Source organism: Xanthomonas cannabis, from assembly GCF_040616535.1.
Classification (GTDB): domain Bacteria; phylum Pseudomonadota; class Gammaproteobacteria; order Xanthomonadales; family Xanthomonadaceae; genus Xanthomonas; species Xanthomonas cannabis.
Genome location: NZ_CP136580.1, coordinates 4,483,186 through 4,495,794, shown reverse-complemented (window position 1 = coordinate 4,495,794; position 12,609 = coordinate 4,483,186). Strand labels below are relative to the sequence as shown.

Genomic DNA, 12,609 nt, shown 5'->3' with positions numbered 1-12,609 from the left:
GGACGTGCGGCCGCTGCACCAGGACACGCACACCATGGCGTTTAAGTTGAATGCAAACCGCCGCATCGGCCTGGCGTTGCTGTGGCTGGCGTTGCTGGTGGTGGCCGGAATCTGGTTGAGCGAGACGCTCAAGGTCACCGGCGACCTGCGCAAGTTCATGCCCGCCCCGCGCACGCCGGCGCAGAAACTGCTGATCGAAGAACTGGGCGAAGGCCCGGGCTCGCGGCTGCTGCTGATGGCGTTGTCCAATAGCGATCCGGATACGCTGGCGACGCAATCGCAGCAGCTACGCGAGGCATTGGCGGCGCAGCCGGCGTTGTTCGAGTTGGTCGCCAATGGCGGCACTGCCGGCCTGGATGCGATTCCCGAACGGTTGCTGCCCTATCGGTATCTGCTCAGCGACAGCTTCGACCAGGCACCGTTGGATGCATCGAACCTGCAGGCGGCGTTGCAGGCGCGCGTGCAGGATCTGGGTTCACCGGCAGCGGCATTGGTGGAGCCGCTGCTGCCGCGCGACCCCACGCTGGAAGTGCTGCATCTTGCCGAAACCCTGCAGCCGGCAGCCGCGCCGCAGACGCGTAACGAGGTGTGGTTCGACCGGGCCGGCAGCTCGGCCTTGCTGCTGGTGCAGACGCGCGCGGCCGGGTTCGATCCCACCGGCCAGCAACTGGCCTACGACGCGGCGCAGGCGGCGTTTGCCAAGGTCAGCAAGGGCACTGGCACGCGGCTGACGCTGACCGGGCCGGGCGCGTTTGCAGTGGAGATCACCGCGCGCACGCAAGGCGAGTCGCAGTGGATCGGCACGCTGGACACGGTGGGCCTGGTGCTGTTGCTGTTGATCGCCTACCGCAGCTGGAAGATTCCGGTGCTGGGCGTGTTGCCGTTGGCCAGTGCCGGGCTGGCTGGTCTGAGTGCCGTAGCGCTGCTGTTCGACGGCGTGCATGGCATCACCGTGGCCTTCGGGTTCACCCTGATCGGCGTGGTGCAGGATTACCCGATCCACCTGTTCAGTCATCAGCGGCCCGGCCTGGATCCGCGCGACAACGCGCGCCATCTCTGGCCCACGCTGGCTACCGGCGTGGTGTCGACCTGCATTGCCTATGTGACCTTCCTGTTTTCCGGCGTGGATGGCCTGCGGCAGCTGGCGGTATTCACCATCGCCGGGCTGGCGACTGCCGCCATCACCACACGCTGGTTGCTGCCGTGGTTGATCGACCCGGCGCCGCGCGACTACGCCGACTCGCGCATGCTGGCGCTGCTGTGGCGTGGCATCGCGCGGCTGCCGCGCCCACGCCTCAGCCTGGCGGCGATCGCGGTGATCGGCATCGCGGTGATCGCCTTCGCACCGGGGCAGTTCTGGCAGAACGATCTGTCCAAGCTCACCCCGGTGCCGCCCAAGGCCCTGGCCCAGGACACCCGGTTGCGTCAGGAACTGGGCGCCCCCGATGTGCGTTACGTGCTGGCGCTGCCGGCAGCCAGCGATGAGGCGGCGTTGCAGGCCAGCGAGCAGTTGCGCCCGCGCCTGGATGCGCTGGTGCGCGATGGTGCGCTGGTCGGTTACGACATGGCGGCACGCTATCTGCCCAGCGCCAAGACCCAGCATGCGCGTCAGGCCGCGTTGCCCGATGCCGCGCAGGCGCGCGCATTGACCGAGCGGGCCGTCGCCACCACGCCATTCCGCGGCGATGCCTTCGCCCCGTTCCTGCAGGACCTGGAGACGGCCAAGCGTGCGCCGCCGTTGCGGGCGAAGGATCTGGCCGGCTCGCCGCTGGCGACCTCGGTGGGCGGGCTGTTGCTGGGGCGCGGCGATCGCAGCACCGCCCTGGTGTCGCTGACGGGCCTGCGCGATCCGGCCGTCGTGGCCACCGCCTTGCAAGGCAGCGGCGCGCAGTTGCTGGATCTGAAGGACGCCTCCGAATCGCTGGTGGCGGCCTACCGTGGCCGCGTGCTGGGCGCCCTGGTACTGGCAGCGCTGTTGCTGGCGGTTACCGTGGCCATTGCACTGCGCAGTCCGCGCCGCATCGTGCGCGTGCTGTTGCCGATGGCGCTGACCACGGTGCTGATCCTGGCGATCCTGCGTGGTACCGGTGTGGAGCTCAACCTGTTCCACCTGATCGCGCTGATCCTGGCCGCCGGCCTGGGGCTGGATTACGCGCTGTTCTTCGATCATGCCGGTGACGATCATGCCGACCAGCTGCGCACGCTGCATGCCTTGATCGTGTGCAGCCTGATGACGCTGCTGGTGTTCGCACTGCTGGCTGCATCGAGCATCCCGGTACTGCGCGCGATCGGCACTACCGTGGCGCTGGGCGTAATGTTCAATTTCATTCTCGCGCTGCTGGTCTCGCGTGAGCCGGCACTGGAGCGCAGACGCGATGGAGAGCCGCATGCAGGGACGTGACGCAATTGCCGCCTTGATTCCGCACCAGGGCAGCATGTGCCTGTGGGAAGAGCTGGTCGACTGGGACGCGCAGCGCATCGTGCTGCGCAGTCACGCGCATCGCAGCGACACGCATCCATTGCGTTCCAACGGGCGCTTGCGCGCGCTGCATCTATGCGAATACGGTGCGCAGGCCATGGCTGTGCATGGCGGTTTGCTGGGCCGCGAGTCCGGCAAGCCGGTACGCCCGGGCATGCTGGTGGCCCTGCGTGGCGTTGATCTGCATGTGACGTATCTGGACACGCTGCCGGATGCGATCGACTGCGAAGCACAGGTGCTGATGCAGGGCGAGGACAGCCAGCAATACAGTTTTCGCCTGACCCACGGCGCGCAATTGCTTGCCGAAGGGCGTGCCACGGTGATGCTGGGCGCTGCACAGGCCCTGTAGGAGCGCGCTTGCGCGCGATGAAGCATCACCGCGAAAGCCCCATCGCGCGCGAGCGCGCTCCTACCGAATGTGGGCGATCGATGCGGGCGCTCTATTCCTGCGCCTGCTGCCAGTCGTTAGGATGAGGCTCTTTCCGCCGTCTTTTACGCGGCTTTATCGGGACTGTCATGAGCACATCCATTCCGCAGCGTCGTGCACTGGTGACCGGTGGCAGCGGCGATCTTGGCGGTGCGATCTGCCGCCAGCTGGCGGCGCAGGGGCGGCATGTCATCGTGCATGCCAATCGCAATCTTGCGCGCGCAGAAGCCGTGGTGGCCGCCATCGTGGCCGACGGGGGCCACGCGGAGGCGGTGGCGTTCGATGTGGCCGATGCGCAGGCCAGCGGTACGGCGCTGGAGCAGTTGCTGGAAGCCGGGCCGATCCAGATCGTGGTCAACAACGCCGGTATCCATGACGACGCACCGATGGCGGGCATGAATGCGCAGCAGTGGCATCGCGTCATCGATGTCTCGCTGCACGGGTTCTTCAACGTCACCCAACCGTTGCTGCTGCCGATGGCGCGCACGCGCTGGGGCCGCATCGTCAGTGTGTCGTCGGTGGCGGCGGTGCTGGGCAATCGCGGGCAGACCAACTACGCCGCCGCCAAGGCGGCCTTGCATGGCGCGACCAAATCGTTGTCGCGCGAGATGGCCAGCCGCGGAATCGCAGTGAATGTCGTCGCGCCCGGCGTGATCGAAAGCGAGATGGTCGGCGAAAGTTTTGCGCCGGAGGTGATCAAGCAATTGGTACCCGCCGGGCGCGTGGGCAAACCCGACGAAGTCGCCGCGCTGGTCGCCTTCCTGTGTTCGGAATCTGCCGGTTACATCAATGGCCAGGTCATTGGCGTCAATGGTGGGATGGGCTGAGGGCGGCTGGCAAAACGCAGGCGCTTGGCGCTTGCCCACCATCGCAGGACACGCTGCAAGTACGTCCATGTAGCTCCGTGGCGACATCCATGCCGCCACGGGTCCTACGACGGTGGACGGACAAGGCCAGTGAGGATGGTCGGTGCGCACAGGTTTCAAGCAGCCTGCAAGCTGGCGACGAGGCATCTTCGTTTTTCAACAAACCCACCAACCAACCGTCTGGCGTGGTGCCCTCGCCGATTGCGGGACCGTGTGGCGGCATGGATGCCGCCACCGAGCCTCCACGTACGGATTCACGGCGTGTCCCGCAATCGGTGAGGGCGCCGCGCCCTCGACCAGACTTCAAGAGCCAAGTGATCGCGATACGCGCAGTGCAGGCATCTCGACCTGATTGCTCGATCCCGACAGATCAGGCGCAGAGCGGATGGTCTGCGCCTCTGCTGCAGGGTCCTTGCCCACCCACCATCGCAGGACACGCCGCAAGTACGTCCTTGTAGGCTCTGGCGCGGCATCCATGCCGCTCAAGGTCCCGCGACGGTGGGCGGGCAAGGACCAGTCGAGATGGTCGGTCCGCAGGGCTTTCAATAAAGCAGCCGCCTAACTGTCTGGCGGGCGTCTCGCACGCGACGTCCGCCACAACTCACCGCGTATCGGCGCGCTCGCTCAAGCTCACGCCGCGTCGGCGTACCACGTGGCCGTCAGGATCGGCGCGCCGCTGGCATTGGCGGTCAGCGCATCCAGGTCGTGGTCGGGCAGGTCCGGGTGGCGCTGGCGTGCCTGCTGCAGGATTTCGCGGGCCAGCACTGCCATCTGCGCCACGTTGGCGTGGATGCGTGCGACGAATGCGTCGTCGTCCAGGGTGTCGTTCAACGCGCCATTGAGTTCGTTGAACCAGCCGATCAGGTACTGATCCAGCAGGCGTCCTTCGCCGCCGGTGATGCCCTGTTCGGTATTGCGCACGCCCCAGTGGTGCAGCACGCGTTGCATGGCCAGATTCATGTCGCGCGCGTAAAGGAAATCTGCCTTCATGCGCGAGAGCAGGCTCAGGTCGGCGATGCGTCCGGCGCAAAACAGCGGCGCCAGCAGCGACCAGTAGTAGGTGTAATCCCAGATCACCTTGACCGGCATGACCTGCTCGTCGCCGAACAGTGCGTACTGGTCCTGATACAGGGTCAGGGTGTTTTCGTAGAACGAGAAATACAGTTGCTGGTACAGCTCCACATACGGGCTGAGCGACTTGCCGGCGCGATCGCGGCCGATCAGTTCGCAGATGTAGGTGTTGGAGATGGCGATGAAGTCGGTGCCGGGCGAATAGAACGGGTCCAGGAACAACCCGGCCTCGCCGGTGAGCGCCCAGCGCTGCGATGAAAACACCTGCTTGCAACCGTAGGAGAACTTGCGCAGGAACAGGAAGTCCTGCAGCCGGTAGTCGGCCTTGTCGAGCGTGGCGGCCACCTGCGGTTGATGCAGGCGCAGCCAGTCCATGGCTTTGTCGTGGGTGTTCATCGTCTCCAGCGGATGCATGTCCGCATCGCAGACGATGCCCAGCGAATGCGCGCCCGAGGACAGCGGGATCAGCCAGAACCAGTAGCCCGGCCCGCACATGTGATTGGTCGAGCGCCAGCGATCGGGCGGGGTGCAGCGCTGCAACCAGCTGCTGTCCTGCGACCAGCCATTGGGGTCGATCAGCCCTTCCACGCGCCACCACACGGCGTTGGCGTTGTGCGCGTTGTCCTGTGCCAGGCCGAGCTTGCGCTTGAGCAGGCCGGCGCGTCCGCTGGCATCCACCACCCAGCGCGCGCTCAGCGTCGTCTGCACGCCCGCCTGTTCGTAACGCACCGCGTGATCGGCCTCGTCCCCGGACAATTCAACGCCCTTGACGCTGCAGCTGTCGAGAAAGGTGATGCCCTGCGCGCGGGCGCGCTCGCCGAGGAAATTCTCGAAGCGGCCACGGTCGATCTGCCACGAGGGTGTCGGCAGGATCTTGCTCACGCCCAGTTCGGTGCAGCGGTCGATGTCGTCGCGCTTGTCGGAGAAAAAGAAGCGGAAGCCGAACTTGCGGATCTGCTCCGTCTCCAGATGCTCGCGCAGGCCCAGCACATCGGCGAAATAATGCGCGCCGATTTCCACCGTGGATTCGCCGACCTTGAAGGCGGCCTCGCGCACCGGGTGCGCGCGGCGCTCCAGCACGGTGATCGCCAGCTCCGGATCGCGTTGCTTCAGTTGCAGGGCCAGGCTCAGGCCGGCCAGTCCACCACCGGTAATGACGACATCGGTACGCTGTGCATTCATGGGGACGGGTTGCTCTTGGTGACCGCCGGCACAGTAGCAAATTCGCCGTCGGCATCGTCAACGATCACCGGGTTGGCGCGCACGTTGCGGTATTCGCGCCAGATGTGCCCATACGTCCAGGCCTGGACGACCACGTGCGAGGTGATTTCCCACAGGTCGCGCACCAGCCGGAAGTGGCTCTTGCGGAAGGTGCCGGGCGCACTGCCGGCGTAGCGGGTTTCGATCGGCACCGCGACCACGCGCGCACCGGCCTGGCGCGCGGCCGAAATCAGCAACTGCGCTTCGAACACGAAGCCTTCGCCGGGCACGTCGGGCAGGGTGAACACCGAGGCCGGGTAGAGCCGCTGACCGCTCTGGCTGTCCACCAGCTGGAAGCCGCAGGCCCAGGCGATGCCCCAGTCGCCGAAGTCGTTGCCGATCCGGCGGATGGTGGGCTGGGTGGCGCGCTTGCGCATGCGTGCACCGACGATCACGCAGCCGGGATGGCGGTTGGCCGCCGCCAGCAGGCGCGGGAAGTCGGCGGCCTTGTGCTGGCCGTCGCCGTCCATGGTCATCACCGCCCGCATGCCCATCTGCTGGGCGCGTGCAAACCCGCTGCGGAGCGCGGCGCCCTTGCCCCTGCGCTGCGGGTGGCGGATCAGGATGACCGGCAGGTCGGCGATGCAATCGGCCGTGCCGTCGTCGGAGCCGTCGTCGATCACGATCACATGCGAGCAATAGGTCAGCGCATCGGTCACCACTTCGCGTATGCGCAATGCCTCGTTCAGGGCCGGCACCAGGATGGCGGTGTCCTCGCGGCTCAGGGGTACCCGGCTCATCGTTGCAGCTCCACATGCAGCACGCGGCCAGGGCCGGCATGCAGTGCCACGGCCTTGCCAGCGCCGGCCAACAGCTCGAACAGCGGCAGCATCGGCGCCATTGCGTTGCCGGCGACATGCCGCGACAACGGTCCCTCGGCTGGCGAGGGCACGCCGTCGTCCAGCCGCGCCTGCAGTTGCGGCTTGCCGGCCTGGCCGGCACGGCCCAGCACCAGCGCGCCCCCGAGCATGCCCTGGCTGGGCGAGATCCGGCCCAGCGGCCCGACCGAGCGCGCGTCGTAGCCGGCCAGCAGCACCGCATCCACGCCGTCGGTGAGCTGCACCAGCGCTTCCAGCAGGCCTTGCGCGAAGCTGGCCGCGTTGGCGCTGATCGCGGTGGTCGGGGTCATCGCACCGGCGCCGATGGTCCAGTAGCCGGCCGCGGCGTTGTGCACCGAGTTGTGGAACTTGGTCGGCGAGATGGCCAGCGGGTCGCTGGCCAGGGTGGTGCACATGTAATCGGTGATGGCCAGATCGCCGTGGGTGGAAGTGAAGACCGAGGGCAGGCTGGTCGGGGCGCGCCCGGCGGCCGTGCAGGCGGCCAGCGCGGCTTCCAGCGACACCGCCACCGTGTCCGGTGCGCGGCGGCGTTCATTGGCGGCCAGCAGCTGCGGCGCCGGACGCGCCGGGGTGTCCTGCAGCGCGCCGCCGTGCACGAAGGCTTGCGCGGCCTCCCAGTGGGGCAGGCCCTGGGTCCAGAAGCCGATGCCTTCGATGGTGGCGGTCAGCATCAGCGTGCCCGCCCGAACAGCAGCGAGCAGTTGTTGCCGCCAAAACCGAAAGAGTTGTTCATTGCGTAATCGATCCGGGAGTGGGCAGTGTCGAAACGGATCTGCGGGCCGCAGGCCGGGTCGGGCACCTCGCTGTTGAGCGTGCCCGGCAGCAGGTCGTCGCGCAGCGCCAGCAGTGCGATCACCGATTCCACGATGCCGGCCGCGCCCAGGGTGTGCCCGGTCCAGGCCTTGGTCGAACTGGCGTGCAGGGTATCGGGGAAGATCGCCGCCACCGCGGCCGCTTCCACGCTGTCGTTGGCCGGGGTGGCAGTGCCGTGCAGGTTCAGATAGCCCACCGCACCCGGCTCCAGGCCGGCACGTTCGAGCGCGCCGCGCATCGCCAGCTGCGCGCCCAGGCCCTGCGGATGCGGGGCGGACATATGGTGCGCATCGCTGGATTCGCCATAGCCATACAGCCACAGCGCCGCGTCCGGTGCCGCCTCGGTGCGTTCGACCAGCGCAAAACCGCCGGCCTCGCCCAGGCTCAGCCCGACCCGGCGTGCGTCGAACGGCTGGCACATCTCCGGCGCCACCACCTGCAGCGAGTTGAAGCCGAAAAGCACGCTGCCGCACAGCGTGTCCACGCCGCCGACCAGGGCCGCGTCGATCACCCCGGCGGCCATCAGCCGCGCTGCCTGCGCAAACACCTTGGCGCTGGACGAACAGGCGGTGGCCACGGTGACGCTGGGGCCGCGCAGGCCGGTGGCGTGCTGCACGAAGTCGCCCAGCGAATGCGGCGTGTGCACGATCGGGCGCTCCAGATCGGGCGGGAAGCGCGCGCCGTCGGCGTCTTCCACCAACCGTGTATAGGCCTCTTCGCTGGCACCGATGCTGGAGGTGGAGGTGCCGATGATCACCGCCACGCGCTCGGCGCCGTAGCGCTGCGCGGCGGCCTGCGCCGCGTCCAGCAGGCCATCCTGCTGCAGGGCCAGCCAGGCCAGGCGGTTGTTGCGGCAGTCCCAGCCTTGCAATGCGGCGGGCAGGACCACGTCTTCCACGCCGTCGACGCGGCCGATCCAGCAGGGCAGCGGTTGCGGCCCGAAATCGTTGCGACGCAGGCCGCTGCGCTGCGCCCGCAGGCCGGCGGCCTGGGCCGCGAGACCCGCACCGAGCGCGGTGGTGGACGTGAAGGCGGTGACGGCGACCGGGGCCATCTGGGACGAATGCTGCGCTTGGCTCACGGTGGTCTGGCTGGCAAAAAGTGCTCGCAGTATATCGATGGCGTGGCTGGACCCCGTCGATGGCGCAACTGAACGCGCCGGTCATGTCGCTGACGCAGCTGGGATTTTTCGCAGCTTCCGCGCTTTCGCCGTCGCCGCAATTGGGACACAATCCTGCGGCCCACCTCTCTTACGAGCGCGATCACGCGCGCATGCACGCCTACGTCTATAAAAGCCAACGCAAGCAGGACACCTTCGTCTATCTCGCCACGCGTGACGACTTCTCCGGTCTTCCCGCTGCCGTGCACACGCAGCTGGCGCCATTGACCTTCGTGCTGGAGGTGGCGTTGACGCCTGAGCGGCGCCTGGCGCAGGCCGATGCGGCCACCGTGCGCGAGGCGCTTGGCAAGCACGGGTTCTATCTGCAGCTACCCAAGACGGTGGTGCTGGCGGGCGAGTGCGACCATGACTGAGCCGCAGCGTGCCGCGCGGGTGCGCGCCGCCGCACTGGCTGGCGCCGCCGGTGTGGGGTTGTCCCTGCTGGGCGGGTTTGGCGGCGGCATTGCCGCGGTGAGTCTGTGGCTGGCCCAGCCGGCCTTTGCCTTGGCGGTGTCGTGGGCGCGCGGCAGCCGCGCGCTGGCGACCCAGCCGCGTGCCATTGCCCAGACGCTGCCACCGTTGCTGACGATCTGGGGCGTCGGGCTGCTGGCGTTGGCCGCACTGATCAGCTGGCCGCTGACCGCCCTGCGCGACAGCGGCAGCCTGGCCGCGGCGCTGGCGCTGAGCGTGGCGATCAGCGCCGCGTTGCTGGGCCTGTGGCGGACCTGGCCGTTGTGGGGCGAGGTCGAGCGCGACGGTGGCGCGCTGGCGCCGCGCTGGCATGCGCTGGCCACGCAGGAATTGCATGCCTGGCGTGGCCTGCTGGCGGCCGCGCTGGTGCTGGCGGTGTGCACGCTGGGGGTGGCGCTGGCCTGGCCGGGCTGGTTGTCCGACAGCCTGCGCTGGGGCCTGGCGATTGCCGCCGCCGCGTTGCTGCCGGCCGCCCACCTGCTGCTGCAACGCACCGCCGCACCGACCCGCAGCGATGCGCCGGTGGCACGCCAGGCGGCCGATTTCTTCAATGAGGCCGCCGCCGAGCCGCGCCCGCTGGAGCCGGTGGCCCAGCATCAGCTGGTGCCCGAATTGTTCGAGGCCGCGCGCAGCGGCCGGGTGGATCGCGCGCTGCAGTTGCTGGAGGCCGGTGCCGACCCGCAGGCGATGCCGCTGCCGGAATGGCGCGACCAACGCAGCCTGCCGGCACTGGCGGCGGTGCTGCCGGACCTGCGCCTGCTGCGCGAGTTGATCGTGCGGCGCGTGGACGTCAACCAGCCGCACCGCGGCATGACCCCGCTGCTGGCCGCCACCCGCGACAGCTGGCATGGCCGCCCGGATGCGGTGATGACCCTGCTGGCCAATGGCGCCGACCCGCGCGCCAGCGACAACGACGGCAACACCCCGTTGCACCATGCGGTACGCAGTTCCGACCCCGGCGTGGCCGCGCTGTTGCGCGATGCCGCCGCCGAACTCGATGCGCTCAACAACGACGGCCACTCGCCGCTGGCAATGGCCTGCCAGGTCGGTAACTGGCGGCTGGCGAAATTCCTGCTGGAGCGTGGTGCCCATTCCGAACCGGATGGCGGCGCACCGGTGCTGCTGGCTGCCGCCGGCACCGAAGAGGACGACCCGGCCGGTGTGCAGCTACTGCTCAAGCACAAGGCCCGTGTGGATGCGCGCGACCGGCAGCGCCGCAGCGCCCTGCACGAAGCCGCGCTGGCGGGCCATGGCGACATCGTCGAGGCGCTGCTCTCGGCCGGGGCCAACCTGGAAGCGCGCGATCTGCTCGGCCGCACGCCGTTGTTGGACGCCGCGCGGCAGGCGCGTAGCGCGGTGCTCGAACGCCTGGTGGCGCGCAAGGCCGATGTCCTGGCCGTCGATGGCGAGAGCCGCAATGCGGTAATGCTCGCCTGCGCCGCCGACAGCGTCTCGCCGGCGCTGATTCGCCGCCTGCTGGATCTGCAGGTGCCGGCCGACGCGGCCGATGTGCATGGCCGTCGCGCCGTGGACGTGGCGGCCGAAGCCGGGCGCTGGGCGATCGTGCAGTTGCTCGATCCGGCCTACCCGCTGCCGGCCGCCGTCAGCGACGCCCCGGGCGACACCCCGGGTGTGACCGTGCTGCCGGATCGCCCGCCATTGGTGCTGCTGCGCGAAGGCCTGCAGTTCGGCCAGCGTGACGGCCTGACCGCCCTGGCGCGGTTGTGCGGCCCGGAAGAACTCGGCGGCTTGCTGCACGACGCGCACCTGGCGCTCAATGCCGATGCGGTCGACTGGCTGCTGCGCCACGGCGCCGATGCCGAAGTGCGCGATGCCTGCGGCGATGTGCCCATGTTTGCGCTGCTCTCGCGCGGCGTGGAGGCGGTGCCGGCCATGCAGGCCCTGCTGCGCCATGGCGTGTCGCCGGCCGGCGCCGGTGGGCTGACCCGGCTGCTCAGTGCCTGCGTGCAGCACGACGCCGCGTCGCGCGGGCTGGAACAGTTCGCGCTGGAATTGCTCGACCGCGGCGCCGACCCGTTCGCGCCGTCGGCGGCGGGCGACCCACCGTTGTCGCTGGCGGTGCGGCTGGGCTGGCTGCGCCTGCAGCAGTGGCTGCTGGAGCACGGGGTGGACCGCGAAGCGCGCGACAGCCATGGCATGACCGCACTGCATCTGGCCACCGCGCTGGGCCGCGACGCGTCGCTGAAATTACTGGTCAAGCAGGGCGCCTCGCCGGAAGCGCGCGCTGCCGACGGGCAGACCCCGCTCGGCGTGGCGTTGTCGATCGGCCGCCGCGATCTGGCCGACTGGCTGGACTGGCGGATCTGGTCGCTGCCGCGCCGCACGCTGCGCGAGGCCGATGTGCCGTCCGCGGCGATGACCGGCGACACCGACGCAGTGCGTCGCCTGATCGACCTGGGCCTGCCGGTGGATGCCGTCGACGCGCAGGGCTGCACCGCGCTGCTGCGTGCGGCCGGTGGCGGCCATCTTGGCGTGGTGGCGCATCTGCTCGGCCGTGGCGCCGATCCGCAGCGCGCCGCCAACAGCGGCGCCACCCCGTTGTCGGCGGCGGTGAGCATGCGCCAGACCGAGATCGTGGCCGCCTTGCTGCAGGCCGGCGCACAGATCGAGCACCGCCTGCCGGGCGGGGTCACCGTGCTGATGCTGGCCTGCGCGCTGGGCCTGCCGGACATCGTGGCGCGCCTGCTCACCGCGGCAGCCGATGTGCATGCCACCGACGATCAGGGGCTGGCGCCGCTGCATTGCGCGGCGCTGTACGGCTTCACCGCGCGCGACAAGACCCGCCTGCTGGCCCTGCTGGATACCGTGCTGCTGGCCGGTGCCGACCCGGACCATCTGGCCGGCGGCCGGGTCAGCCCGTTGCTGCTGCTGCTGGGCGCGCGTGCCGAACCGGGCACCGCCTGCGACGAGAAGGTGGTGCTGGCCGGCGTCGAACGCCTGCTGGACGAAGACGTCTCGCTGGATGTGGCCGACCAGCGTGGCTTCGGCCCGTTGCATCTGGCCGCACTGCACGGGCTGCCGCTGCTGGTGCAGCGCCTGCTGCGCGCCGGTGCCGACGCCGATCGTCGTGATGCGCTCAACCGCACCCCGCGCGAGATCGCCATCATGCGCGGCTTCATCGATGTGGCCGGCCAGTTCGAACCGGCGCTGCCGGGCGTGTCGTCGATGGCGCGCTTCCTGCGCGAAGGCCGCTGAGCCGGCGC

9 protein-coding genes are annotated in these 12,609 nt (G+C 69.1%); 5 read left to right on the top strand and 4 right to left on the bottom strand.

Annotated elements, in window-relative coordinates; all coding sequences use genetic code 11:
• The first annotated feature begins 34 nt into the window (after nucleotides 1–34).
• From RZV17_RS19080 to fabG, 3 genes are all read left to right on the top strand, one after another.
• Nucleotides 35–2,401 carry an MMPL family transporter gene (locus RZV17_RS19080; RefSeq protein WP_355605739.1) on the top strand — a complete coding sequence of 789 codons (2,367 nt, stop codon included), beginning with the start codon at nucleotides 35–37 and terminating at the stop codon, nucleotides 2,399–2,401.
• Nucleotides 2,388–2,828, top strand: coding sequence for a phosphotransferase (locus RZV17_RS19075; protein WP_184390084.1), 441 nt, complete (start codon nucleotides 2,388–2,390; stop codon nucleotides 2,826–2,828). The genes RZV17_RS19080 and RZV17_RS19075 overlap by 14 nt, the downstream gene beginning before the upstream one ends.
• 167 nt (nucleotides 2,829–2,995) lie before the next feature.
• Nucleotides 2,996–3,733: a 3-oxoacyl-ACP reductase FabG gene (fabG, locus tag RZV17_RS19070; protein ID WP_355605735.1), complete on the top strand. Its 738-nt coding sequence runs from the start codon at nucleotides 2,996–2,998 to the stop codon at nucleotides 3,731–3,733.
• Between the two features lie 669 nt (nucleotides 3,734–4,402).
• On the opposite strand, the gene RZV17_RS19065 is transcribed toward fabG, so the two are convergent.
• From RZV17_RS19065 to RZV17_RS19050, 4 genes are read right to left on the bottom strand one after another with little or no spacing between them, the layout of a single operon-like run.
• Nucleotides 4,403–6,025 (bottom strand): NAD(P)/FAD-dependent oxidoreductase, encoded by a 1,623-nt coding sequence (locus tag RZV17_RS19065; protein ID WP_355605732.1) that lies wholly within the window; start codon nucleotides 6,023–6,025, stop codon nucleotides 4,403–4,405.
• Nucleotides 6,022–6,843: a glycosyltransferase family 2 protein gene (locus RZV17_RS19060; RefSeq protein ID WP_039414444.1), complete on the bottom strand. Its 822-nt coding sequence runs from the start codon at nucleotides 6,841–6,843 to the stop codon at nucleotides 6,022–6,024. The genes RZV17_RS19065 and RZV17_RS19060 overlap by 4 nt, the downstream gene beginning before the upstream one ends.
• The gene (locus RZV17_RS19055; RefSeq protein ID WP_355605729.1) at nucleotides 6,840–7,613 is read right to left on the bottom strand and encodes a beta-ketoacyl synthase chain length factor; all 774 of its coding nucleotides are present in this window, start codon (nucleotides 7,611–7,613) and stop codon (nucleotides 6,840–6,842) included. Before RZV17_RS19055 ends, RZV17_RS19060 begins: the two co-directional genes overlap by 4 nt.
• Nucleotides 7,613–8,809: a beta-ketoacyl-[acyl-carrier-protein] synthase family protein gene (locus tag RZV17_RS19050; RefSeq protein WP_166744949.1), complete on the bottom strand. Its 1,197-nt coding sequence runs from the start codon at nucleotides 8,807–8,809 to the stop codon at nucleotides 7,613–7,615. The genes RZV17_RS19055 and RZV17_RS19050 overlap by 1 nt, the downstream gene beginning before the upstream one ends.
• Nucleotides 8,810–9,027: 218 nt before the next feature.
• Between RZV17_RS19050 and RZV17_RS19045 the strand changes: the two genes are divergently transcribed.
• Both RZV17_RS19045 and RZV17_RS19040 read left to right on the top strand, forming a co-directional pair.
• A complete protein-coding gene (locus RZV17_RS19045; RefSeq protein ID WP_039414450.1) occupies nucleotides 9,028–9,288 on the top strand; it encodes a YcgL domain-containing protein in 261 nt (86 codons plus the stop codon).
• Nucleotides 9,281–12,601: an ankyrin repeat domain-containing protein gene (locus RZV17_RS19040; RefSeq protein WP_355605726.1), complete on the top strand. Its 3,321-nt coding sequence runs from the start codon at nucleotides 9,281–9,283 to the stop codon at nucleotides 12,599–12,601. The genes RZV17_RS19045 and RZV17_RS19040 overlap by 8 nt, the downstream gene beginning before the upstream one ends.
• The last annotated feature ends 8 nt before the right edge of the window (nucleotides 12,602–12,609 follow it).

Coding starts and splice junctions, on each gene's coding strand:
- RZV17_RS19055 (WP_355605729.1), bottom strand. CDS start 7,613: ATGCTGACCGCCACCATCGAAGGCATCGGCTTCTGGACCCAGGGCCTG.
- RZV17_RS19045 (WP_039414450.1), top strand. CDS start 9,028: ATGCACGCCTACGTCTATAAAAGCCAACGCAAGCAGGACACCTTCGTC.
- RZV17_RS19080 (WP_355605739.1), top strand. CDS start 35: ATGGCGTTTAAGTTGAATGCAAACCGCCGCATCGGCCTGGCGTTGCTG.
- RZV17_RS19040 (WP_355605726.1), top strand. CDS start 9,281: ATGACTGAGCCGCAGCGTGCCGCGCGGGTGCGCGCCGCCGCACTGGCT.
- RZV17_RS19050 (WP_166744949.1), bottom strand. CDS start 8,809: ATGGCCCCGGTCGCCGTCACCGCCTTCACGTCCACCACCGCGCTCGGT.
- RZV17_RS19075 (WP_184390084.1), top strand. CDS start 2,388: ATGCAGGGACGTGACGCAATTGCCGCCTTGATTCCGCACCAGGGCAGC.
- fabG (WP_355605735.1), top strand. CDS start 2,996: ATGAGCACATCCATTCCGCAGCGTCGTGCACTGGTGACCGGTGGCAGC.
- RZV17_RS19060 (WP_039414444.1), bottom strand. CDS start 6,843: ATGAGCCGGGTACCCCTGAGCCGCGAGGACACCGCCATCCTGGTGCCG.
- RZV17_RS19065 (WP_355605732.1), bottom strand. CDS start 6,025: ATGAATGCACAGCGTACCGATGTCGTCATTACCGGTGGTGGACTGGCC.